Origin of the sequence: uncultured Draconibacterium sp. (assembly GCF_913060805.1) — a bacterium.
Classification (GTDB): domain Bacteria; phylum Bacteroidota; class Bacteroidia; order Bacteroidales; family Prolixibacteraceae; genus Draconibacterium.
On record NZ_CAJXTC010000004.1, the window covers coordinates 28266 to 54000 of the forward strand.

The window sequence follows — 25735 nt, forward strand, 5'->3', positions numbered from 1 at the left end:
AACCGGCTTAATTAAGCCGGTTTTTTGTTTTTATTTATTTGGGTTGCAAATATTCTTCGAATAACCGTAGCACTTTGAAGTGGCAATTAGTTCTTGTCTTTTCAGACAGAAAATCCTTTTTCCTATAGCTGAAAAAGGATTCAAAAAAGCCACCGCTGACGATAAAAAGCTAAAAATAAATTCCTTTCACTAAAATCAAGAAACTCCTCCTTTTAGCCCTTCGTTCCTCAGGTCTAACGAGCGTCAAACAGACTTGATTTATTAACGTTCTCTCCATTTATTTTCTTCACGCTTTTTCTCGAAGGCGGACCTCAAGGCAACTCTGGAGCGGGCTCGTCAAAAATCCGTCAGTCGGGCTAACCCGCTTCATTGAAAAAACGCAAAGGTTATTTTTTGATCCCGATAAAATCGGGACTTACTTTTCATCGAATGGAAAAGAAAGAGCCCGTCTGGCTTGAAGACAAAAGTTGCATAGATAATCGAACACTTAAATTCATGATTTATCACAATTTAACTTCAGAAATTGAAACTCAGTTTCAATATTTTATAATGTTGATAGTAAAGCCTGCCGGGATTTAAACCTTAAATGTTTTCTATGGCTGTTTTTATGCGGGCAATGCTTTCGTCTTTACCCAGTAGCTCGCAAATAACAAACAGGTCGGGACCCATATTTCCTCCAACAAGTGCCAAACGCAGCGGATTCATAATGGCTCCAAATCCCCATTCTTTTTCAGTCATAAAGGCTGAGAAAACTTCTTTTATCGAATCAGCTTTCCAACTTTCAACCGTTTCAAAAGCGTTTACAATTTCAGTCAGCTGACTTGATGTATTTTCTTTCCATCGTTTTTTCACTGTTTTTGCGTCGTACTCGGCTGGAGCCACAAAAAAGTAGCTGCTTTGGTCCCACAATTCGGCAACAAATTCGCAACGTTCTTTAATCTCTGCAACTACCGCATTTACTTTTTCATCGCTGGCTTCCACACCTTTTCCGGCCAAAACTGGTTTGAATAATTCTGCAAGTTCCTCAACCGATTTCTCCTGGAAATAATGTTTGTTGAACCATTTGGCTTTTTCAGGATCAAAACGTGATCCCGATTTCACTACGCGCTCCAAACTAAAGATTTCTCCCAGCTCTTCCAGCGAGAAAAATTCCTGTTCTGTTCCCGGGTTCCAGCCCAATAAGGCCAGCAGGTTGATAAATGCCTCAGGGAAATAACCGTCTTCGCGGTATCCGCGCGAAACGTCACCGGTTTTAGGATCAGTCCACAACAATGGAAATACCGGGAATCCCAGTTTGTCGCCATCGCGTTTGCTGAGTTTGCCTTTTCCAACAGGCTTTAAAATCAGCGGAAGGTGGGCAAAACGTGGTTTGGTTTCTTCCCAACCCAGCGCTTTGTATAATAAAACGTGCAGTGGCATCGATGGCAACCATTCTTCACCACGGATAACGTGCGAGATTTCCATCAAATGATCGTCAACCACGTTGGCAAGGTGGTAAGTCGGCATACCATCCGATTTAAAAAGCACCTTGTCGTCGAGACTTTTTGTGGTGTTAAAAGTTACGTTTCCACGAATAAGATCGTCTTCCGAAACGTCGGTATCCGCAGGCATTTTAAAACGAATTACATAAGCTTCGCCTGCTGCTATTTTTTGCTGAACTTCTTCTGCTGATAATTTGAGCGAGTTATTCAGGTTGTCGCGGGTGGCAATTCCGTACGAGAAAGTTTCTTTGTTGGCTTCGGCATCTTTACGCAAAGCATCAATTTCCTCGGGAGTGTCGAATGCATAATACGCCCAGCCGCTTTCTACCAGCTGGTCGGCATATTTTTTATACAGCTCTTTCCGTTCGCTCTGACGGTATGGGCCAAAATCTCCACCAATTCCAGGGCCTTCAACCGGTGTTAATCCGCACCAGTTCAAACTTTCGATAATATAATCTTCGGCACCCGGAACAAAACGGGTTTGGTCGGTATCTTCAATTCGGAGTATAAATTCGCCACCGTGTTTTTTTGCAAACAGGTAATTAAATAAAGCTGTTCGCACGCCGCCCATATGCAACGGCCCGGTTGGACTTGGGGCAAATCGTACCCGTACTTTTTTGTCGCTCATTCTGTCGTTTTTTTATTCGGTGCAAAGATAGAAGATTTTAATGATTGTGTTTCCCGATGCCGATAGAAGTGCGATTCATAATAATCTGCCTTTTATCAATGTTTAATACTATTGCTTTCCATTACTTTGTGTATTGGTTTAACAAACAATTGAAATCATGTACGGAAAAATTAAGAACGACCTAAGAAACACGCTTGAAGAATTAAAAGAGCAGGGATTATATAAAAGTGAACGTATCATTACGACTTCGCAAAGTTCTGAAATTGCAGTGTCGACCGGTGAGTCGGTGCTGAATTTTTGTGCTAACAATTACCTGGGACTTGCAAATAATCCGGAGGTGGTTAAAGCTGCTCAGGATATTATGAACGATTGGGGATTTGGACTTTCTTCAGTGCGTTTTATTTGCGGAACACAATCCATTCACAAAGAGTTGGAAGAAAAGGTTTCTGAGTTTTTGGGAACTGAAGACACGATTTTATATTGTGCCTGTTTTGATGCAAACGGTGGAGTTTTCGAGCCACTTTTAGGTGCCGATTCAGCGATTATTTCTGATGAGTTAAACCATGCATCGATTATCGACGGAGTGCGTTTGTGTAAAGCACAGCGTTTCCGTTACAAGCACTCTGATATGGCTGAGCTGGAGCAATGTTTAAAAGATGCATCGGGAGCAAAATACCGTTTAATTGTAACTGATGGTGTTTTCTCGATGGACGGAGATATAGCCAACTTGCCCGACATTGTGAAGCTGGCTAAAAAATACGATGCACTGGTGATGGTCGACGATTCGCATGCAACAGGATACATCGGAAAAACCGGTCGCGGTACTGCAGAACATTACGATTTATTGGGTGAAATAGATATTATAACAACTACTTTCGGAAAAGCCATGGGTGGTGGAAACGGCGGTTGTACATCTGGTCGTCGCGAGATTATTGACATGTTGCGTCAACGTTCGCGTCCGTATTTATTCTCGAATACTTTGGCGCCGGCAACTGTTGGAGCAACGATGAAAGTTATCGAAATGCTTTCGGGTGGTGCCGATCTGCCAGCCAAAACAATGGCAAATGCCGATCGTTTCAGAACGAAAATGGAAGCTGCAGGTTTCGATTTGGTAAAAGGAGACACCGCTATTGTTCCGGTAATGGTTTACGATGAGCCACTGGCCATAAAATTTGCCGACAAGCTGTTAAAAGAGGGCGTTTATGTTATTGGGTTCTGTTTCCCGGTTGTACCTCGCGGAAAAGCTAGAATTCGTGTTCAGCTCTCGGCAGCACATTCGTTCGAGGAAATCGACAGGGCTGTTGACGCCTTTATTAAGGTGGGCAAAGAATTGGGAATTATTTAAATATTCTGTCATTTCGAACGAAGTGAGAAATCTGTTGCTTTCAATCTCTGAAGCTACAGATTTCTCAGTCGTACCTCCTTCGAAATGACAGTTTTATTTTATCCCCCGAATGGATTGTGTTGAAATATCCTGGCCAATTTTATCTGCAGCTTTTTTGAATTGCGCGGCTGTAATGGCTTCTACTAAAACTCCGACCGAACCGCCGGCATTGTGAATGCCAAATTCTGCGATCGCATTAAATTTGTCCTCGCCATCTTGCTCTTCCCTGAATATCGCTGAAAAATTCTCGCTTTTGATCCTTGAAAGATCTCTGAATTTTATGGAGAAAAAACCTTCAGTTCCCTGGTAATAGTAAGTTTTGTTTCTCGGATTGTAAGTGGCTTTGGTCATGGTTTCGTGTTTGGGCTTTTCTTTGATGTATTTGCCCTCTTGTTGCGGAAAAACCAAAAGCAATTTGTAGCTGCCTTCGTCGAGGTGTTTAAAGCTCACTTTTCCCTTTTCGCCGGTAGCCTGAAAGGCGATCAACTGGCCTCCTTTTTCAAGATAGACTTCGGTTTTTTCGGCCGGTTTGCCAATGAAAATAGAGAGAATGCTAAAAAAAAGTACAATAAATAAGTTCATGTTGAGCTAAAGGTCGGGAAATTGAGATTGAATAAAAATGTGTGGGTGGATTTGTTTTAAACAGTTGGGTGTCAGCAAAAGAAGCAGCAAATCTGAAGACTAACTTAAAGGAAGTCATGTTGAGCGAAGTCGAAACATCTCATTTGTTAAGATTCTTCGACTACGCTCAGAATGACTATCAATAATTATTGCTTAAAAAGCATCATCCAAAGTACGGATGGTCAGTACTTCGTTCAGCTTTTCTTCCGACATATCGGTTTCTAAATTGATCGATACCTTTTCGTTTGGCAACAAATCAAAGTAATTGTCGGAGAAGAAACCATCTTCGTCGCCAATTTCCATGAACAGGTTTTTAGCCAGTTTGTCGGTTTTCAGTGCAATGTCGAAACCGTTATCCACTTTTGTAATGGCATATTCAATTTCCGGAGCTTTAACGCTCAGGTTTTTAAATGGCAGGAAGTAATATTTGTTATTCGAAATTACCTTTCCGTTTTCAACCAGCTCGGTGGTGAAAACAACGTTTTTCAGATTTCTTCTGTATTTGTAACGCCACTCGTTTTTGTTTACATCGAAATAATCGTCGCTCGAGTTGGCAGGAATATCAACCAGGTGAGCTTCTTCCCAAATCACTTGTCCGTCGAAATCAACCATTTGCATACGGAGCTCGGCTTGAATTGGCTCAAGGCGGTCGTTTACGATACCCACTTTAAACTTAATTCCTTCTTCGTACGGGCTAACCAAAACCTGGCTAAATCCTTTTTTCACGTAGTATTGCAGCGCTTTCCAGTTTTGGTAGTAGTCGGTTGAGCTCCACGAAGCCACAGGCCAAACATCGTTGATTTGCCAGTACAAACTTCCCATACAGAACGGCATTGCGCGGCGGTGTCCTTCCAGTCCAAATTTAATACCATCGGCTTGCAGCACGTGGTTTACATACAGGAACGACTCAAAATCTTTTGGTTTTTTGTATTCCTGAAGCATGTAATATTCGATGGTTCCGTTGCCGATTGATGAACGTTGGTGCGACTCCATCACTTCCGAATAAATATCGTAATCTTCCGGCTCGGCGTATTTACGTACCGACGCCATTTCAGGGAAACTCTGGAATCCGTATTCGCTCATAAAACGCGCCAGGTGAGTGGCGTATGTGCTGAATGGCTCTTTGGCCCACCAAACTCCCCAGTAGTGCTCGTCGCCATTTACAAGGTCGGCCTGTACGCCAAGACCAGACGATGGACTTGATCCCCAGTAACTGCGCGAAGGATCGTATTCGTCAACCACGTCGGGCAGTGTTTTATGGAAAATATCAACATAACCTTGCCATACTTTGTCCGGTACATCGTCGCCCTGGTCTTCAGCAATCTTTTTCCATCCCCAGGTGTTCCAGGCAGTAAGAATTTCGTTGTTTCCGCACCACAATGCAATACTCGGGTGATTGCGCAAACGTTTTACATTATCAATCGCTTCGTGTTTGATGTTATCCAAAAACTCAGGATTATTCGGGAACATGGCGCAGGCAAACATAAAGTCTTGCCAGATCAGAATTCCGTTTTCGTCGCAGAGATCGTAGAAAATATCGTTTTCGTAAATACCGCCACCCCAAACACGCAACATGTTGTTGTTCGCATTCTTGGCATTCATAACCACCTTGCGATAATTTTCGTCGGTAACACGTGGCAAAAACATATCGTTTGGAATGTAGTTGGCACCTTTCATAAACACCGGGTGTCCGTTCAATTTGAAGTAGAACGAAGTACCATCATCGTCTTTTTCGCGAACCAGTTCAAGCGTGCGAATTCCGATGCGGGTATCTTCAGTAACGGTGCGGCCTTTTACATCCAAAACTCCTGAAAGGTTGTATAAATGTGCTTCGCCCAAACCGTTGGTCCACCAAAGTTGTGGATTGGCAATTTCGAAATCAACCGAATATTTATTTATGCCAGGGGTCAAACTAACTTCGCTAGAAGCAAGTGCTTGTCCGTCGTTATTAATAGAAATGGTAGCATTTGCTTTTTTAACTGCATTTACCTCGAAAACAGCTGTAAATGTTGCTTTCTCGTCAGAAACTTCGTGCTGAACGATTTGCAGGTTTTCTATGGTTGCCTGGTCCCAGGCTTTTAGGTAAACCGGTTTCCAGATACCGCTGGTTACCAAACGTGGACCCCAGTCCCAACCAAAATGATAACCGGCTTTACGGGTGTAAATGCTCACGCGTTTGTTTCCTTCAACTTCACCACGCTCGGCCTGGTCGTTTTCACCACCCGGATAAACAAAACCGTTGGCGTCGTATTTTTTCAATCCTTCAACAATTGGCGAACGGAAAACAATGTGGATTTCGTTGTCGCCTTCTTTTAACAGGTCTTTTACATCAACCTGCCACTCGCGAAACATGTTGTCGGCCGAAAGTACTTTTTCGCCGTTTACGGAAACGTCGGCATAAGTGTCCAGTCCTTCAAAATCGAGGACAACTTTATCGCGGTTTAAAATTGATTTGTCAACTGAGAAAGTGCTTTTGTATTCCCAGTCTACTTTGTCGATCCATTGCTGATCCAGTTCGTTCAGGCGATAAAAAGGATCTTCAATTTTTTCGTTGGCCAGTAAATCGGTGTGAACCGTTCCGGGAACTGATGCAGGCAGCCATTCGTTTTCTCCCACCTGGTTAAAGGTCCAGTTGGTATTTAATTCTTTTTGTATCATGAGGTCGGGGCCAGATTCATTAGTTGTACATGCTACCGAAAAGAGCAGCGCAAAAATGGCCAGAAGCGGCCAACGGTTAATCGCATTCATAGTATAATAGTTTATTAGTTTTCAAAATTGATAAAAACACTAGGAATAACCTAAAGATAGACCCCAAATATATTCAAATTTCTTGTTTCAAGGCTCTTTATGTATAAAATACAATAAGAAAATACGGACAAGGATTTACTACTCAGCTTGTTTTGAGAAAAGTAATGTTAAAGTGAATTGAGGATTACTAAATAGGAATGGGAAAAACAGCGATTTGTAGTTATTCGTCCTTTCCGGTAGTTGAAATGTTTAAAGGAAAATACAGCGGGCAGAACCTAAAAAGTCCGGTGGCCAATGGCACAATGCCAATTAATCCCCACCAACTGTCGAAAATAACTCCGATAATAGCAATTATCAATCCTACAATTATTCGTAATAATCTGTCAACTGATCCTACGTTACCTTTCATTTTTTCTCTGTTTTAAGTTTGTTGTGAAACAGTTGGGTGGTGGGTTATGTTCAAGGGGTAAAATTGGCAGACAAAGAAAGTCGGGAATTAAAATTTGACCCATTCAGAGCTTTTTTATACAATCAGCTTATAGTTGCTTTCGGTTTATTTCGTCCGGAGCAACGAACAATCTCTTTTGAGCTTTCTTCGCCGGACGAGATCGACTTCATTTTTTATCCCGGCGCTTACTGACTGCCGTCAGTCGCACCGGGTTATTGCCTTTCGCTCCTTTGGAGCTATTAATTAAAAGCGCTGAAAGTGCGTTTTGCTTTAGCCCGGGGCAAAGTAATTCTTTGAATTACGCCGCCCCGGGTAAAAGGTTTTCAGATAAATCGTCCGGCGAAGAAAGCTTTTCAACGCTGATGGTTCTTCCGGACGAAAACAAAAACAGCTCCATTTAAAACCAGTGAGGACGGAAATAGCTGCTTTTAATCAAGATTGAATTCCACAAAAAAGCCCGGTTCGAAAGGAACCAGGCTTTTCAGTATATTGTAATTTTTGATTATTCGCCACGAACAGCAGCAACACCAGGGAGTGTTTTTCCTTCTAGGTATTCCAACAATGCGCCACCTGCAGTTGAGATGTACGAAACGCCATCAGCAAATCCCAATTGATTTACCGCAGCTACCGAGTCGCCACCACCAACAAGCGAGAATGCACCTTTTTTGGTTGCTTCAACAACAGCTTCACCAACTGCTCTTGTTCCTTCGGCGAAAGCTTCCATTTCGAAAACACCGATAGGACCATTCCAAAGAATTGTTCCCGATTTTTCGATCACTTTCTTAAAGTCTTCAATCGCATCAGGACCGGCATCCAATCCCATCCATCCTTCAGGAATTTCACCGATAGGAAGAATTTTTGTGTTGGCATCGTTGCTAAATGCATCGGCAGCCACAACATCGCTTGCCATGTATAAATTAACTCCTTTTTCTTTTGCCAGCTTTTCAATATTCAAAGCTGTTTCCAGAAAATCGTCTTCGCAAATTGAGCTACCTACATTACCACCGTGAGCTTTCACGAAAGTAAATTTCATTCCACCACCTAAAATCAGGTTGTCTACTTTGTCCAACAGGTTTTCGATAATGGTAATTTTCGACGAAACTTTAGCTCCACCCATAATTGCAGTAAGCGGACGTTGTGGTGCTTTAACAACTTTGTCCAAGCTTTCAACTTCGCTTTCAATCAGGTAACCAAACATTTTGTCGTTCGGGAAAAACTTAGCGATAACAGCTGTTGAAGCGTGCGCACGGTGAGCTGTACCAAATGCATCGTTTACCCAGCAGTCGCCGTTTTCAGCTAATTTAGCAGCAAATTCTTCGTCGCCGGCAGTTTCTTCTTTGTAAAAACGCAGGTTTTCAAGAATAAGAACTTCACCAGGTTTTACATCCTCAGCCATTGCTTTTACTTCGTCGCCAATACAATCAGGAGCGATTTTTACAGTAGCACCACCAAGCAGTTCGCTCAGGTGATTTACCAATGGTTTCAGCGAGAATTTTTCTTCCGGACCGTTTTTCGGACGTCCAAGGTGCGACATGATGATTGGTGAACCACCACCTTCAATAATTTTCTTAATTGTAGGAAGCGCTGCACGCATACGTGTATCGTCTGTAATCTCGAATTTGTCGTTTAAAGGTACGTTGAAATCAACGCGGATAAGAGCTCTTTTACCTTTAAAGTCATAGCTGCTAATAGTTTGCATGATATTATATTTTTAGTGTTTTTTGAAAAATCCAACCAAAGATAGAAATTAATAGCACGAAAAAACAGCGGAATTTTAAGGCCTTTCATAATTTAATGTTGCGGTAAGATAACGAGCAGTGTAGGAAGGCTTGAATTTGAGAATATTAGAATTACGGACTGCGTGAATGAATGAATTATGGAATATTAGAATTTGCCAACTGCTATTTGCTTATTGCCAACTTTTTCTTTGAGCATATTTCTTCAAAGTTCCACCGCCGAACAGGCAGAAAATACTATTTTTGGCTTATGTTTTTCAAAGACGTAGTAGGACAAGACAATATAAAAAACCGCCTAATCCGGTCGGTTCAGGAGCAACGAATCAGTCACGCACAATTATTTTCGGGCCCGTCGGGAACCGGAAAGCTGGCCATGGCTTTGGCTTATGCACAGTATGTTTCGTGCAAAAACCGCAGCGAAACCGATTCGTGCGGAACCTGCCCGTCGTGCCACAAATACCAAAAAATGGCGCACCCCGATTTGCATTTTGTGTACCCGATTTTCAACGCCAAACAGTTTAACAAACCGGTTAGCGATGATTTTCTTCCCATGTGGCGCGAGAAAGTTTTGGCTAATCCGTATTTCGAACTGAGCGACTGGCTGAGCCACATTGACGCCGGGAATGCACAGGGCGAAATTTACGAACGCGAAAGCGAGTCGATCCTGCGAAAACTGAACCTCAAATCGTTTGAGTCGGAGTTTAAAGTGATGATTATTTGGTTGCCCGAAAAAATGAACATCGCCTGCTCGAACAAGCTCTTGAAAATGATTGAGGAGCCGCCCAGCAAAACACTTTTTATTTTGGTAACCGAAAACGAAGAAGGAGTGATCGGCACCATCCGTTCGCGGGCGCAACTGGTAAAGTTTCCGTTTGTCGATAACCAATCTATCCAAAATGCTTTGCTGAAAATTGAGGGCGTTGATCCGGAGATTATTCCCGATGCGGTTCACCTGGCTTCGGGAAGTTATCTGAAAGCACTCAGTTATTTGTCGCCGTCGGACGATGAGCAGTTTTATTTCCAGAAATTTCAGGAAATGATGCGTTTTGCCTATGCCCGGCAAGTGAAAGATATGATTGACTGGGCCGACGAAATGGCGAAGATTGGCCGCGACAAACAAAAAGCCTTTTTTGCAGCTTCGTTGCGTTTGGTGCGCGAATATTTTGTGTCGAACATGAAACGCAGCGAAATTGTATATATGAACCGCGCCGAAAAAGACTGGGGCAAAAAATTTGCACCGTTTATTAATGAACGCAACATTGTGGCTTTTGCCGACGAATTTGAGCTGGCCATAAAACACATCTCCATGAACGGAAATCCGCGTATTGTTTTTATGGATACCGGTTTGCGGATGGTGCGGCTGATTAAGCGGTAGTTATTCCATCTTGCTATTTCCCTTTTTAGATTCATTTTAAAAACCAAGCCACTAGCTATCAAATTGCTATTAATCATTACTTTTGTGAGTTATTTAGTTATCTTGGCATTGCCGGATAAAACAGGCTTTTGGAGAAATTTTGAAAGCCGGGGACTTAAGCCTAAAGAATGAAAGAAGTAAATACCACAGATAGAGGGATTTGTCAAACGAAAGTTGGGAACTGCGGAAAACTGCAGGTTACCGACTGGCTTGGCGATGTACAGCCTGCCTACAAAGGCGAAGACATTGTTGAGGTGCGTTTTAAAAATACCCGAAAAGACTACTATAAAAACGTAAATAACCTAAAACTTAAAGTTGGCGAACTGGTGGCCGTTGAAGGAAATCCGGGTCACGACATTGGGATTATTTCGCTGAAAGGGGAGCTGGTGTTCGAGCAAATGAAACGCCACAAAGTAACCCTAAATAACGGCGAATACCGCAAAGTATATCGCCACGCCAAACCGGTCGACATTGACAAGTGGAAAGAAGCGATTTCGCTGGAGCACGAAACCATGATTAAGTCGCGCCAGATTGTTCAGGATTTGCGCCTCGATATGAAAATTGGCGATGTGGAATACCAGGGCGACAAAACAAAAGCGATATTCTATTACATTGCTGATGGTCGGGTAGATTTTCGTCAGCTGATAAAAGTGCTGGCCGAAACATTCCGCATCCGCATCGAAATGAAACAGATAGGTGCGCGCCAGGAAGCCGGCCGCATTGGAGGAATTGGTCCTTGTGGGCGCACACTGTGCTGCTCAACGTGGATGAGCAATTTTGTGTCGGTAACCACCAATGCAGCGCGTCATCAGGAGATTTCGCTGAATCCGCAAAAACTTGCCGGGCAATGTGGTAAATTAAAGTGCTGCCTCAATTTCGAGGTGGATGCATACATTGATGCGACAAAAGATTTCCCGCCTAATCATATTCCGCTCGAAACGGAACACATGACTTACTCATTCTTAAAAGCCGATATTTTTGGAGGAATATACTGGTACGCACCGCGCGGCGAAGGTCCCGGAACATTGGTGGCCGTTCCTGTAAAACGGGTAAAAGAGGTGTTACGTTTAAACCGCAGCGGTAAAAAACCTGAAAAACTGGTGATCGAAAAATACGATGCCGGAGCACAAAAGATCGACACTTTCCACAATGTAGTGGGGCAGGAAGATCTGGACCGTTTCGACCGCGCAAAGAAAAAAAGCCGCTCGAAAAAGCGCAGCAACCGTCGTAATCCAAACCGGGGCAGAAATCAAAATCAGCCAAATGCGCAAGGCCAGAGACCGGATCGCAGGCAAGATAACAGCCAGGGAAATGGCCAAAACCGCAAACCGAAACAAAACCGCGGGGGCAGTCAAAACAGGCGATCCAATCAAAATCGTAACCAAAACCGTGATTAAAGAAAACAACTTACGTTTTACTGCGTTTGATTAATGTCTTTTGAAAAAAAATAGTTGAAACAGAATGAGTCGTTTTTTTCAGGTTATACTTTTTGCGGGAATTGTGGTTTTAATGGCAGCGTGCGATTCGCAAAGTGTTTTCGATAAATATAAGCCGATAGACAAAGGCGTTTGGAACAAAGATTCGCTGGTGGTTTTTGATGTGCCGGTTACCGATACCCTTCAAAATCATAACCTTTATATTAATGTGCGCAACAAGGTTGATTACCGCTACAGCAACCTGTGGCTGTTTGTTACCATTGAGCAACCCGGAGGCGAAGCCGTTAAAGATACCTTTGAAATGGTGCTGGCCGATCCGTCGGGGAAATGGCTGGGCGAAGGTTTTGGCGGACTAAAAACCCGTGAGGCAATTTACCGGCGAAATGTGTTTTTCCCCCACTCGGGCGATTACACCATAAGTTTGCAGCAAGGAATGCGCAACGACGAACTTAAAGGAATTTCCGACGTGGGTGTGCGTGTGGAAAAAGTCAAATAGATTATCAAGGAAATTTATAAATACCAACAGTTTATTTTTTAGAGGTGGGAAAAGGAAAGCTGAAAAAGTTTGATGAAATGATGGGCTTTGAACATGTTGTTCAGGCGCCGTTTCATAAGGTTGGCCACGAAGATTTTCATTTAAAAGGAAAATGGTCGGCCGAGTTTTTTAAAAACGATCAACCCCTGATTCTAGAGTTGGGTTGTGGCAAGGGAGAATATACCGTTGAGCTGGCGGCAATGAATCCGAACATCAATTATATTGGTGTGGATATTAAAGGCGCGCGGCTGTGGAAAGGTGCAAAACTGGCCTTCCAGCGCGAAATGAAAAATGTGGGATTTTTGCGTACCAATATCGAACTGATTCCGCAGTTTTTTGGCAAGGATGAGGTGGATGAAATCTGGCTGACTTTCCCCGATCCGCAAATGCGTAAAGCACGGAAACGTCTTACATCAACCACTTTCCTGAAGAAGTACCGGACTTTTCTGAAACCCGGTGGTGTGGTGCATTTAAAAACCGACAGTAATTTTCAGTACAACTACACGCTGGAAATGGCCAAACTGAATCAATTCGAGGTATTGGCCGAAACTGATAATCTGTATGAGTGGGAAGGATTGACAGATGTTTTGCGCATCCGCACTTTTTACGAAAAGCAGTGGCTCGATCGCGGAATACCAAGTAAGTACCTTACTTTTATTCCTCATGACGGCGAACTCATCGAGCCTGAAATTGATATTGAACGTGACGAGTACCGAAGTTTTGGTCGTAGTGCGAGAGACTTATAAATAAACCTGTCATTTCGAGCGTAGCGAGAAATCTGTTACAATAATTCTTTTGAACTTACAGATTTCTCACTGAATTCGAAATGACAAATAACTTTTGAGATGTCCGACTTTTTCAACCAGGTTTACGAAGTAGTAAAACAAATCCCGCCGGGACGAGTAACGTCGTACGGTGCCATTGCTGCCTGCCTCGGTTCACCGGGAGCTGCACGAATGGTCGGTTGGGCAATGAATGCCAGTCACTCGCACTCGGAGTTTGTGCCGGCGCACCGGGTGGTAAATCGCAACGGACTGCTAACCGGGAAACATCATTTTGATAATCCAAATGCCATGCAGGAACTGCTTGAAGCGGAAGGATTAAAACTCGATGGCGATCAAATCCTTGATTTTAAAGAGAAATTCTGGGATCCGCAGAAAGAATTGTAGCTGCTTTTTTCCAAACCCCAGTCCCGTAGGTACGAAACGTTTTTCGGAGATATGAATTATTTCAATTGGTCAAAAGTTCAAAATAATAATCAAAACATTTCCGTGTTTAAACTGTTCATCTAATTGCAATTATTAAATTTGCAGTTTCAAATAACAGACAATAAAAGTCAAAATAAAGCATTTTAAAATGGCAGATATACCAAGAAAATTAATTGTCCCCAAAGATGTTACCGATGCCTTGCGCACCGTAAAATATCCCGGAAGCGACGAAGATGTGGTGCAACTGGAAATGCCACAGGAAATCCGTATTGCCGGACAGCGAATCAGTTTTTCGCTGGTTTTTCAGAAAAGTAACGATCCAAATATTGAAACACTTGTTTTGGCTTGTGAAGCAGCCATAAAAAAATACCTTGGCGAGCAGGTTGAAATTGAGGACAACATTGCCGTAAAATTCATTCACGACATGGAACGCCCGGTTCTGCCCAACGTTAAAAACATTGTGGCCATTGCATCGGGTAAAGGTGGTGTTGGTAAATCTACTGTTGCCGTAAATACTGCAGTTGCACTGGCAAAAAGCGGTGCAAAAGTTGGATTGCTGGATGCCGATATTTTTGGCCCGTCAATTCCAAAAATGTTTGGTGTTGAAGGCGAACGTCCGGCAGGAGTGAAAATCGACGACAGAGAAATGATCAACCCGCTGGAAAAATACGGTGTTAAATTCTTGTCGGTAGGTTTTTTTGTTGATCCCGACAGTGCGATTATCTGGCGCGGACCAATGGCATCGAATGCATTGAAACAACTGATCTCGGAAGGAAACTGGGGCGAGCTGGATTATTTGCTGATCGACTTGCCTCCGGGCACCAGCGATATTCACCTGACTTTGGTACAAAGTGTTCCGGTAACCGGAGCAGTAATTGTTACTACTCCGCAGGATGTGGCTTTGGCGGATGTAGTTCGCGGAACCAGTATGTTCCAGAGTAAATCGGTTGATGTGCCGGTATTGGGGTTGGTGGAAAATATGGCATGGTTTACACCTGCCGAATTACCCGAAAACAAATACTACATTTTTGGTAAAGAAGGTGGTAAAAAACTGGCCGATAAATTGGGCTTGCCTTTGCTGGGGCAAATTCCAATTGTTCAGAGCATCCGCGAAGGTGGCGATGAAGGAACTCCGGTAGCTGCCAACGGTGATACAATTACCGGAATGGCCTTTGCCGATGTGGCTGATAAAGTGAAACACCGTGTTCATGTGCGCAACATTCAAATGGCGCCAACTAAAAAGGTAAAAATTTCCCGAAAATAAACTAAAAACGAGAGTCTGTTTAAGAAGTTCTTATTGTGTCATCCTGAACTTGTTTCAGGATCTTACGCAATTCGAAATCAAGTCCAGCAGATTCTGAAATGAATTCAGAATGACGTTATTGATGACTTCTTAAACAGACTCTGTTTTTAGGACTACAATCCCATAAAAATGCATTATTCCAGCCTCCTGATAATTAATTCTGTTACACATTCATTTTTTCTTATTTTTGCAGCGTTTACAAAATGCAACAATTCAGGATATGCAGGCAATAATCTTGTGATTCCTGAGTTTATTCAATGAGTTAACAAAAAACTGCTTGAAGAAACGATTTTTACATACCATATTCCTGTTCTTATTGGTTTCGATTTTTGCCGGCTGTTCCACTGAAAAAAACACCCGTGCATCACGAACTTTCCATAATGTTACCTCGCGTTACAATGTTTATTTTAATGCTACCGAGGCAGTAAAAGAGGGCGTTGCAACCATCGACGAGCGCATTGAAGACGACTTTACACGTATTTTACCCATTTACAAAGCCAGCGATCCGTCGGTTGCGCGAATGGTAAAATCGGATATGGATTATGCGGTTGTAAAATGTTCGAAACTGATCGAGATCCACTCGATTACCAAAAAACCAAAACGTAAAAGAGGTGGTGGTTCGCGCAAATACCAGGAATTTGCCAGCCAGGAGGAGTTTAACAATTGGACCGACGACAGTTACCTGTTAATGGGAAAAGCCTATTTCTACCAACATAATTTTTTTGCAGCCATCGATAATTTCTCGTATGTGGTACGTAAATACCCCGACGAAGAAACTGCCGACGAGGCGCAAGTTTGGCTGATTCGTGCCTACACTGAGTTGGAACGCTATATTGAGGCCAACGAAGTTATTCAGGCTATTCAGGCCTACGATGATTTCCCAAAAAGTTTGGAGCGCGATTTTGCCATTGCAACGGCTTTTTATTACAAAAAGCAATATGAATACGACAATGCAATTCGCTTGCTCGATATTGCCATCGACAAAACATTCTGGAAAAAAGATAAAGCCCGCCTGCAATATATTATTGCACAATTGTACCAGGAACTTGGGCAGAATGAAGCTGCAGCAGCGGCCTTTAGAAAGGTAACCAAAATGAATCCGGATTACACCATGGCGTTTAACGCGATGATTAACGGTGCCGGAGTATTTTCGGGCGAAGGAAATACCGAAGATTTGAAAAAGCAGTTGAATAAAATGCTGCGCGACAAAAAGAATGTCGATTTCCGCGACCAGATCTATTATGCTTTGGGTAACATCTTTTTCCGCGAAGGAAACCGCGATGTTGCCAAGGATAATTACAAACAATCAGTAGCTACAAGTTTTAAAAATCAATACCAACGGGCATTGTCGTCAATCACTTTGGCCGATATTTATTTTGAGGATCTGAATTATCGTGGTGCGCAGTCGTATTACGATAGTGCGATGATCATTATCGACGAAACGTATCCGAATTACGATAATGTTTCGGCGCGTTACCGCAGTTTAACCAATTTGGTCGACAACATCCTGATGGTTGAACGCGAAGACAGTTTGCAAAAAGTAGCAAATATGCCCGATGCCGAGCGCGAAGCGTTGATTGCCAACTTGATGAAAGAAGAGCAGGAGCGCCAGCGAAACATGGAAAATCTGGCCATGCAGGGAGCGCAAAGTCAGGGGTATTACCGCTCAAACCGCTACCGTATGGGAATGGGAAATTCTGGTGGCGGAGGCTGGTATTTTTACAATCCGCAAACCGTGTCGTACGGGCGGGTAACTTTCCAGCAACAATGGGGCCGACGAACCTTGGAAGACGACTGGCGGAGATCGAACAAGAATACCGTTTCGTTGGCCGAAGGCGAGGAGATGGTAAAAGCCGAACCCGAAGAACAGCGTGTGGAAGACCCGTTGCAAAAGGAATTCTATACGCAGGATCTGCCGTTAACTGACTCGCTGATGGCAGTGTCGCACGAGCGAATTCGCGATGCTTTGTACAATGCCGGAAAAATATTTAAATCAGAGTTTCAGGATTACGAGCGATCGGCCATGGCTTTCGAAGAGTTGATAAAACGCTATCCGAACAATATTTACCTGTTGTCGGCTTATTTCGATTTGTACGATTTGTATGAATTGATGGGCGACAAAGAAAAATCGAATTATTACCGTAACCTCATTATTTCTGAATATCCGCGAAGTAAGTTTGCGCAGTTCCTGCAAAATCCAAATTTCTTTGTGGAAATGGCGGCCAAAACTGACAGCATGAACCGCTTGTACCAGGAGACTTTCAGAAATTATAAACTGGGAAGATACCAGAACGTGCTGTCGCTTACCGGGCAAATGAAAAACATGGAGCCGGACAGTGTGATTATGCCGAAAATTGATTTTATGGAAATGGTTGCCGACGGTGTGTTAACCGATGTGCACAATTTTGAAGCCTTGCTAAAAGGTTATCTGGCAGAATATCCGGCAAAAGAACCATCGCCGCTGGCACAGGAAATACTTACGCTTATTCAGGACAGTACCTTAACCGATTATCAGAAACTGGTGGAAATGGGTTACATCAGCGAAGAGATTCAGAACGAAGAATTGTTGCCTGAAAATTTCTTTGCCGACGATGAGTTTGGCGGTAAGTTCAGTTACGACGAAGATCTGTTGCACTATTTTGTAATTGCCTATCCGCGCGAGGATGAGGATAACATCGATCTGAATCGCCTGAAGTTTGATATTGCCAATTACAACATCGACCACTATACTAAAATTGACTACGATATTGAAACGGAATACCTCGATGATAAGCTGGCCTTTTTGCTGGTACGCTCAATGACCAACAAAGAAAATGCCTTGATCTATCATGGCGCAATCATCAGAAAAGCTTCTGTTTTCAAAACTTTACAGGGAGTTGATTACATGAACTTTGTAATATCGTCGACCAACTACCGGGCGGTTATGGAAGAGCGCTCAACGGCCGATTACATGAAGTTCTTTGTGAAGAATTACAGCCGTTTTATCCGTTCGAATTTCAGCGACGACGAAATGGATATCTCGCCTGAAGAGCTGATGGCACGTGCCGCAGCCGAAGACAACGCACTGAACGAGCGCGGTACTTTTGTTACGGTAAAAGCAGGTCCGGCAGGATTGTACGATACGCATGTTGATACAACGCAGAATTTTGTGATTGCCGTTAAAGACAAAAGCTTGTCGTTACGTCCGTTAATGCGTGGATTTGCCGACTTTAACCGCGACCAATTCCGTACATGGGGACTGGCACTGCAGGTAAAAGAAGTGGGTGATTACCAGTTGTTGGTGGTTCACGGAATTCCGGCGCTGAACGAATCGATGTCGTATTTCCGCCGTGCAATTACAACACGTAGTTTGTTCGAACCGCTGGGACAATCGACCTACCGCAATTTCCTGATTACGGATGATAACCTGCAGACGCTGCTCGACGAGAATAAGGTGGACGAATACATTACATTCTTCCGTAATAATTACATCCAACGCAGAGCTTCAAGTTCTACATCGGAAACTGAAAGTCAGACAACGGCACCAGCACAAACAACAACGCAGACTGCTGAGCCAACTACGGCCGTTCAGCCCGATGCAACTTCGGTGGATAATCTGCCATATAACCAGAACATTGCAGGACCACATCGCATTGTGTTTGTAATTCCGGCAACCGGCGTATTTAAAGACGCGTTTATTAATGGAATAGCCGCGTACAACCAGTCGAATTTTGCCAACGCGGGATTTATCATCGAGGAGCAACAACTGGATCAGGTTCGTCAATTGATCATTGTTAAAGGTATGGAAGATGAGGCAACAGCTCGTCAATACTTCAGCGTTGTGGTGCGTAACCGCGATCTGTTCGATCCGCTTGGAACAGCGCAGTACCGTAACTTCCTGATTTCGGATGAAAACTTCGATATTTTCCTCCGCGAGAAGAACATTACGGAATACATGGACTTCTACAAACAAGTATACCTCAATAAATAGGGTATATTTTGTTATTTCCCTTGGAGTAACAGAACTGGTACAGAACTCTTAAAGTTTGTTAAGCGCATACTTTAACGGCACCTTTTTTGTTCTTATCTTTAACTGATTTGAATTAATAGGGACAGAAACAGAAAACAAAAAAGAATTGCACATGAACAAGCCAAAAATACTTTGGACAGACGACGAAATTGATCTCTTACGGGCGCACATCATATTTTTACAGGAAAAAGGTTACGAAGTAGATACCGCTACCAACGGACTCGATGCCATTGAGAAAGTTGAAGCCGGTTATTACGATATTATTTTTCTCGACGAGAATATGCCTGGCCTGACCGGTTTGGAAACGCTGACAAAAATTAAAGATGTTGCACCCAATGTGCCGGTGGTGATGATCACCAAAAGCGAAGAGGAAAATATAATGGATGAGGCGGTTGGAGCTAAGATCTCTGATTACCTGATAAAACCGGTAAATCCAAAACAGATTTTGCTGACGTTGAAAAAGAACATCGATCAGAAACGTTTGGTTACCGAACAAACCACATCGAAATACCAGATGCAGTTTGCCCAAATCGGTATGAAACTGAACGACCGCCTGACTTTTGATGAGTGGAAAGATATTTACCGTCAACTGGTTTATTGGGAACTGGAGTTGAGTGAGTCGGAAGATTCGGCCATGGACCAGATTCTTTCGATGCAAAAGGAGGAGGCGAACAAGGCTTTTTTCCGGTTTATAAAAGAGAATTACCAGGATTGGTTTGAGGCCGATTTTGAAGATCGTCCGATGTTGTCGCCCGATATTTTTAAGCACCGCGTTCTTCCGCACCTCAACGATGGTAAAAAGACCTTTGTGCTGGTGGTAGATAATTTGCGTTACGACCAGTGGCGCGTTATTAGCCCCGAGATAAATACTTATTTCCGCACGGTTACAGAAGATTTGTATTGTGGAATTTTGCCCACTGCAACTATGTATGCGCGTAATGCCATGTTTGCCGGTTTAATGCCTTCTGAGATTGAAAAGGTGTACCCGCAATTGTGGCTCGACGATGATAATGAAGGCCACAAAAACCGCAATGAAGAAGAGTTGTTGCGTAAGCAGCTGGAGCGTTTTGCACGTAAAGAGAGCCTGTATTTCGAAAAAGGATCGGGTGCTAAAAAGGAACGTTGGGTAACCGAAAACCTGAATAATATATTGAAGAATGACCTTTCGGTGATGGTGGTGAATTTTGTAGACATGATTTCGCATGCTCGCACCGAAATGGATATGATTCGCGAGTTGGCCAACAACGAAAAGGCTTACCGCTCACTAACTTTAAGCTGGTTTAAAAATTCGTCGTTGCTGGAATTGCTCAAAGCACTGGCCGACGAAGATATTCGTGTAGTAATTACCACCGACCACGGCGCTATTCGCGTTGATAATCCGGTGAAGATTATTGGCGACCGCGAAACCAATACCAATCTGCGTTACAAGCTGGGTAAAAACCTGAATTTTAAATCGAAAAATGTGTTTGAAATTCGCGATCCGCGAAGCATTTATCTGCCATCGAGGAATGTGAGTACCAGCTATGTTTTTGCGCAGGGAACCGACTTCTTTGCTTATCCGAATAATTACAATTATTACGCTAATTATTACAAAGATACTTTCCAACACGGCGGAATATCGATGGAAGAATTGATTATTCCGGTGGTTACGTTAGATCCTAAAAAGTAAGAAGCTGTCATTTCGAAGGAGGAACGACTGAGAATTGAAAATCAGCGGAGCTAAATCTCCATGATAATACAGATTCCTCTCTTCGTTCGGAATGACGGTTAGTTAGAACCACTTCGTTTTACCACAAAATCCCCTTTTTCGGCACCAACTTTTTGGCCGATAACCGGGCATTTTATCATCAGCAGGTAAAACAGTCGCGGATCGTTTTCGTCCATTAAACCTTCAAAGTTGCCCATACCTTTTGAGATGATGAGGTCGGCGGATCGGTAGATTTCCAAAAACTCTTTGCTCACCCGGTGCAGCAGTGTTGACGGTGTATTGTCGCCATTGGTGATTAAAGTGGCTACCTCGTGCAAACCTACTTCCTGTGCTTCTTTTAAGGTGGCATCATTTAAAATTGGTTGATCGCGAACAGCAAATATTACATTTGGGTGATCAATGGTTTCCAGGAAAAGTTTGTCCATAACAATTTCGCCACAATTGTCGCCCAGGTACAAAATGGTTTTAGCCCCTTTTATCGCTGTTTTTAAGGCCTCCGAATCGTCAACCGCAAACGAGGTTTGAAATACCTGTTCGATGGTCTCGTCCACATCAAAACGGTGAGTTGGGCCAAAGTCGATGATGTTTCCGGCAATGGCATAACGCAGTGCAGTATCAAATTTATCGTCCGACTCTTCAACCTTTGTTTTGAACTCCTTGTAGCGACCTAACAATGCCTGGTTACTTTCTTTTTTTTCGGCTGCATACGGATCTTTGATTTCCGATTCTTTCTCTAATTCTCTTAAAATGTTGCTGGTAATTTCAGGCGAGAAACTTTTGTCGAGGTCGATGCCGGCAATGGTTGAAATGGCCTGACTAACAATCGAATTTCGTTTATCCTCTGCGATCTCGTATTTGTCCATTCGCTTTTGCAGCGCTTTTACCTGGCAAATTAGGCATTCGTAGTTCATGCTAAAAAAATTTGAAGCCGGAAGTTCTGTTTCCGAAGTTTTGAGTAAAAGTAACAGAACTTTTTATGGTTGATACAAATGAACTAATGTTTAATAAGATTAGGGTGCAATTTAATTTTTCAGTAATCTATTTATAGCGGAGACTAAAATCTCAGTCATATCCTCGCTATAATTATACCACTTATAAACGCGACCTTTTCTGTCTACCAATAATAAATCGGGATAGGCGTGTAAACCAAAAGCTTTGACAACATCTTTTCCTCCCGCACAAATTGGGTAATTTATCTTCTCTTTTCTACTATATTTTTCCAAGACGCTTGGCGGATCGTATGGATAAAATGCCACCATTTCAAAATGCCGGTTTTCGGAGAAGATATTATTGATATTCTTTAAGTGCGGAAGTGACTGTACGCACGGACAACAATTAATCATTCCAAAGAAAATAAGTTTTACTTTTTCGTTGTCAGGATCAAGTTGTAATGGAACTCCTGCAACGGTCGTATCTATAATTTCAGGGACTTGAGAGTTTACCGAGAGGTGTTTTAGAATTGGAGTATTCGGATCTGCTTTGAGTTGAATTTGTGATTCATTAATTGAAAACAAATTGATTAATTCAGGATTTTCAAGTTCGCCCTTCTCATTACTAAAAAAACTATAATTAGCTAAATTATTTGAGCTAACAATTTGTGGTTTCTTTCTGTTTACGTGAGCAATTTGAATAACTCTTGATGGAAAGTAATCATTGCCAATCCATACCTCAAATTCATCAATTTCATCTTCCATGAAAGCAATTCTGGAGTATTTTTGTCCATCATATATTGTGTCGCTTTTTGTTATTATTTCATTTGGATCTTTGGTTTTAAGAGCTTTATAGATATGAGGTAACTGCCCGTATATACTTTTTTGCAGTGCAGTTGTTCCCGAGGAATTTGATAAATCTTGCTTACGATAGCTCGGATCAGGAATATAATTGTCCTTGATTTTTTCTACTGAATAAAAATACTGGCCACTATAAATTAAACTCTTCAGGCGATCGAAGTTGTGTGTTTTTTCGCGTTTGTCGAAACGGAAGTTCATAAAATACAGTGTATCGTATTCATTCATCATGTAGTCGAATCGAGACAGGTATTTAATTTTGATTGTTGTGTCGGCAAGAGTCGGTACTTCAATCGTAATAGTACTTTCGTAGCTTGCTCCACCTGATTCTTCAATAGCTGTAATTACTTGATTAATCAGTTCTTGTTTCTGCGAATAGCAAACAAATGTTGATAGTAAAATGAATGTTAGAGAGACCAGAAGTTTCATGGGAATATTTTTGTTTAAGCTAGTTAACAATAATCATACCAGTGTAATTTGTTGTTTGTCAGGAAGGATGGTTTGTGGGAGGTAAAAATGAATTATCATTCTATTGCCCCTTCTTCATCTGCGCATAAAGTTTATTGGCAAAAATAAAGTCGTCGAGTTTTTGATTACCTGAATCCAGAATTTCTTTTTTGGTGCCTTCCCATTCCTTTTCACCTTTCGAGATAAACAACACCGATTCGCCAATCTCAATTACCGAATTCATATCGTGTGTATTGATGATAGTGGTCATTTCAAACTCTTTGGTCAGCGTTTGAATCAGTTGATCGATAACTGTAGCGGTTTCGGGATCGAGGCCCGAGTTGGGTTCGTCGCAAAACAGGTATTTGGGATTTAGTGCAATGGCGCGGGCAATGGCCACACGTTTTTGCATTCCACCACTAATTTCGCTGGGAGCCAGTTTGAATGCTTGTTTTTCGATGTTTACATGCTCGAGGCAAAATTCAACACGTTTTTGTTTTTCGGCCGAACTCATTTCTGTAAACATATCGAGCGGAAAACGTACATTGCCTTCAACTGAAATACTGTCGAACAAAGCTCCTCCCTGAAAAACCATTCCCACCTCGCGGCGCAGCACTTTGCGTTCTTTCTCGTTCATTTGGGTAAAGTTGCGGTCGTTGTACCAAATCTCGCCACTGTCAACCTCAAAAAGTCCGAGTGTCGATTTCAGTAAAACCGTTTTCCCCGATCCGCTTCGGCCAATAATCAGGTTGGTTTTTCCCTGCTCAAAAACGGTTGAAATATCTTTCAAAACCGTATTGCCGTCGAATGTTTTTACTATGTTTTTAAGTGTAATCATGTTAATAGCAGGCGGGTTAAAATTAAGTCGAAAAACAGGATGAGGATATTGGTGTTTACCACGGCTTTTGTACTGGCTTTACCTACTTCAAGCGCTCCGCCCTGTACGTAGTATCCAAAATAAGCAGGTACCGAGGCTACCAAAAATCCGAAAAACAACGATTTTATTATGGAGAAAGTAATGTAATACGGGTAAAACAACCACTGAATTCCATCAATGTATTCAGGTATGGTAATAACACCGGCAATTGGGCCGGTAACCAAACCGCCCAGCAATCCGAAAAATACGCTGATAATATACAGGAACGGAAAGATAAATACCACCGCAATTATTTTGGGCAGGATAAGAAAACTGGCCGAGTTTACCCCCATAATTTCCAGCGAATCGATCTGTTCGGTAACACGCATCGTTCCTATTTCGGAGGTGATGTTCGATCCCACTTTTCCGGCCATAATAAGCGCCAGCATGGTTGATGAGAACTCGAGCAGCAAGGTATCGCGGGTTCCCAAACCCACCAGTTCCGATGGATAAATCGGGTTCGCCATACTGTAAGCGAACTGGATGGTCATAATTCCGCCAATAAAAATCGAAATGATTATTACGATACCCACCGAGTTTACACCCAGGTTATCGATCTCGTGAAACAACTGCCTGAAATACAGTTTGTGTTTCTCGGGCCGGGCAAAAACCCGTTTCAGCATCGAAAAATATCGGCCTATATGAAAGAAAAACCCCATTGTTTAAAGTTTCTTGCTATGTAATCGGCTAAAATTACAACTTAATATGCGGAAACAAAATTTTTATGAATTTGAATCGGGCTGAGGCAACAATAACAAAATAATTCCGTATTTTCAAAGTTACAATCTCAGGGAAGATTCATTTTACGAACAAAACACAGACAGATGGCTAACAATTTTTGTGTGATAATGGCAGGTGGCGTAGGAAGTCGATTTTGGCCACTTAGCCGCACAGCACGTCCGAAACAATTTTTAGATATTTTAGGAACTGGAAAAACTTTTATTCAACAAGCATACGAGCGGTTTCAGGAGATCGTACCCAAAGAAAACTTTATTGTTGTAACCAACGCGTTGTACAAAGATCTTGTAAAATCGCAGCTTCCTGCGCTTCGAGATGAGCAGATTCTGCTGGAACCTTTACGACGGAATACAGCACCGTGTTTGGCTTATGCGGCCAATAAAATTGCATTGATCGATCCGGAAGCCAACATTATTGTTACGCCTTCCGATCATTTAATTCTGAAAGAGGAGGAGTTTAAAAAGCAAATCCGAAACGGCTTGGAGTTTGTTGCTGAAAAGCCGGCTCTACTAACGCTCGGTATTAAGCCCAACCGCCCTGAAACCGGTTATGGTTACATTCAGGTGAAACGGAAAAAGGAGTTTAACGATTTGGACAACCTGTATAAAGTAAAAACCTTCACGGAAAAGCCGAATGAAGAGATGGCGAAGATTTTTATCGAAAGTGGAGAGTTTTATTGGAACTCGGGAATATTTATTTCCTCATTGTCAACAATGCTTGAGTCGCTTCAGCAGCATTTAACCGAAATTGCCCTGAAATTTGAACATGGCCGCAGCAAAATGAACACGTCGAGTGAGGAACCTTTTATACGGAAAACGTACTCGGAATGCCAGGCTATTTCAATCGACTATGGAATAATGGAGAAGGCAAAAAATGTGTATGTGCTTACTGCTGATTTTGGCTGGAGCGACCTGGGAACCTGGAGTTCGTTATACGAAAACAAAGAAAAAGATGAAGATGGTAATGTAATACGGGCAGACAATGTGATGTTATATGATACCGAAAATTGCATTGTCGACATCTCGAAAAATAAAATGGCTGTTATTCAAGGCCTCGATGGTTTTATTATTGCCGAACGAAACGATACTTTAATGATTTGCCGGCGCGAAGATGAAGATCAGGTGAAGAAGTTTGTTACCGATGTGCGAATCCAAAAAGGCGATTCGCTAGTGTAAATTGAACGGCAAA

The 25735-nt window shown here is 42.5% G+C and carries 19 protein-coding genes; 10 read left to right on the forward strand and 9 right to left on the reverse strand.

Annotated features, from left to right (window positions below):
* Window positions 1-582: 582 nt before the first annotated feature.
* Complete coding sequence (gene gltX, locus QZ576_RS03485) at window positions 583-2109, reverse strand: glutamate--tRNA ligase (RefSeq protein ID WP_297094104.1); 1527 nt, start codon at window positions 2107-2109, stop codon at window positions 583-585.
* 157 nt (window positions 2110-2266) lie between these two features.
* Between gltX and kbl the strand changes: the two genes are divergently transcribed.
* Entirely contained in the window at window positions 2267-3454 is a 1188-nt protein-coding gene (kbl, locus tag QZ576_RS03490) for a glycine C-acetyltransferase (protein WP_297094106.1), read from the forward strand.
* Between the two features lie 93 nt (window positions 3455-3547).
* On the opposite strand, the gene QZ576_RS03495 is transcribed toward kbl, so the two are convergent.
* The 4 genes from QZ576_RS03495 to pgk form a co-directional block, all read right to left on the reverse strand.
* A complete protein-coding gene (locus QZ576_RS03495; protein WP_297094108.1) occupies window positions 3548-4075 on the reverse strand; it encodes a hypothetical protein in 528 nt (175 codons plus the stop codon).
* A gap of 192 nt (window positions 4076-4267) precedes the next feature.
* On the reverse strand, window positions 4268-6862 hold the full coding sequence (locus tag QZ576_RS03500) for a glycoside hydrolase family 2 protein (RefSeq protein ID WP_297094110.1): 2595 nt from the start codon (window positions 6860-6862) through the stop codon (window positions 4268-4270).
* Between the two features lie 220 nt (window positions 6863-7082).
* Entirely contained in the window at window positions 7083-7271 is a 189-nt protein-coding gene (locus QZ576_RS03505; protein ID WP_297094111.1) for a DUF2892 domain-containing protein, read from the reverse strand.
* Window positions 7272-7812: 541 nt separating this feature from the next.
* Window positions 7813-9009, reverse strand: a complete 1197-nt coding sequence (gene pgk / locus QZ576_RS03510) for a phosphoglycerate kinase (RefSeq protein WP_297094113.1) — start codon at window positions 9007-9009, stop codon at window positions 7813-7815.
* Between the two features lie 287 nt (window positions 9010-9296).
* Here pgk and QZ576_RS03515 point away from each other — a divergent pair, with 287 nt between their 5' ends.
* The 8 genes from QZ576_RS03515 to QZ576_RS03550 all read left to right on the forward strand — a co-directional run bounded on the left by QZ576_RS03515 (window position 9297) and on the right by QZ576_RS03550 (window position 20620).
* Window positions 9297-10421, forward strand: coding sequence for a DNA polymerase III subunit delta (locus QZ576_RS03515; RefSeq protein ID WP_297094115.1), 1125 nt, complete (start codon window positions 9297-9299; stop codon window positions 10419-10421).
* 167 nt (window positions 10422-10588) lie between these two features.
* The gene (gene ricT / locus QZ576_RS03520; protein WP_297094117.1) at window positions 10589-11857 is read left to right on the forward strand and encodes a regulatory iron-sulfur-containing complex subunit RicT; all 1269 of its coding nucleotides are present in this window, start codon (window positions 10589-10591) and stop codon (window positions 11855-11857) included.
* A 64-nt stretch (window positions 11858-11921) separates the two neighbouring features.
* A complete protein-coding gene (locus tag QZ576_RS03525) occupies window positions 11922-12392 on the forward strand; it encodes a gliding motility lipoprotein GldH (protein WP_297094118.1) in 471 nt (156 codons plus the stop codon).
* A gap of 44 nt (window positions 12393-12436) precedes the next feature.
* Window positions 12437-13177 carry a tRNA (guanosine(46)-N7)-methyltransferase TrmB gene (trmB, locus tag QZ576_RS03530; RefSeq protein ID WP_297094120.1) on the forward strand — a complete coding sequence of 247 codons (741 nt, stop codon included), beginning with the start codon at window positions 12437-12439 and terminating at the stop codon, window positions 13175-13177.
* 99 nt (window positions 13178-13276) lie between these two features.
* On the forward strand, window positions 13277-13600 hold the full coding sequence (locus tag QZ576_RS03535; protein ID WP_297094122.1) for an MGMT family protein: 324 nt from the start codon (window positions 13277-13279) through the stop codon (window positions 13598-13600).
* A gap of 187 nt (window positions 13601-13787) precedes the next feature.
* Window positions 13788-14903 (forward strand): Mrp/NBP35 family ATP-binding protein, encoded by a 1116-nt coding sequence (locus tag QZ576_RS03540; protein WP_297094123.1) that lies wholly within the window; start codon window positions 13788-13790, stop codon window positions 14901-14903.
* Between the two features lie 316 nt (window positions 14904-15219).
* Complete coding sequence (locus QZ576_RS03545; RefSeq protein ID WP_297094125.1) at window positions 15220-18912, forward strand: tetratricopeptide repeat protein; 3693 nt, start codon at window positions 15220-15222, stop codon at window positions 18910-18912.
* A 151-nt stretch (window positions 18913-19063) separates the two neighbouring features.
* Window positions 19064-20620 (forward strand): PglZ domain-containing protein, encoded by a 1557-nt coding sequence (locus QZ576_RS03550; RefSeq protein WP_297094127.1) that lies wholly within the window; start codon window positions 19064-19066, stop codon window positions 20618-20620.
* A 98-nt stretch (window positions 20621-20718) separates the two neighbouring features.
* Here the strand turns inward: QZ576_RS03550 and QZ576_RS03555 are convergent, their stop codons facing one another.
* The 4 genes from QZ576_RS03555 to QZ576_RS03570 all read right to left on the reverse strand — a co-directional run bounded on the left by QZ576_RS03555 (window position 20719) and on the right by QZ576_RS03570 (window position 24468).
* On the reverse strand, window positions 20719-21570 hold the full coding sequence (locus QZ576_RS03555) for a DUF89 domain-containing protein (protein WP_297094129.1): 852 nt from the start codon (window positions 21568-21570) through the stop codon (window positions 20719-20721).
* Between the two features lie 111 nt (window positions 21571-21681).
* Window positions 21682-22875 carry a redoxin family protein gene (locus QZ576_RS03560; RefSeq protein ID WP_297094131.1) on the reverse strand — a complete coding sequence of 398 codons (1194 nt, stop codon included), beginning with the start codon at window positions 22873-22875 and terminating at the stop codon, window positions 21682-21684.
* 100 nt (window positions 22876-22975) lie between these two features.
* Entirely contained in the window at window positions 22976-23731 is a 756-nt protein-coding gene (locus QZ576_RS03565; RefSeq protein ID WP_297094133.1) for an ABC transporter ATP-binding protein, read from the reverse strand.
* Window positions 23728-24468 (reverse strand): ABC transporter permease, encoded by a 741-nt coding sequence (locus QZ576_RS03570; RefSeq protein WP_297094135.1) that lies wholly within the window; start codon window positions 24466-24468, stop codon window positions 23728-23730. Before QZ576_RS03570 ends, QZ576_RS03565 begins: the two co-directional genes overlap by 4 nt.
* 165 nt (window positions 24469-24633) lie before the next feature.
* Here QZ576_RS03570 and QZ576_RS03575 point away from each other — a divergent pair, with 165 nt between their 5' ends.
* On the forward strand, window positions 24634-25722 hold the full coding sequence (locus QZ576_RS03575; protein ID WP_297094137.1) for a mannose-1-phosphate guanylyltransferase: 1089 nt from the start codon (window positions 24634-24636) through the stop codon (window positions 25720-25722).
* Window positions 25723-25735: the final 13 nt, after the last annotated feature.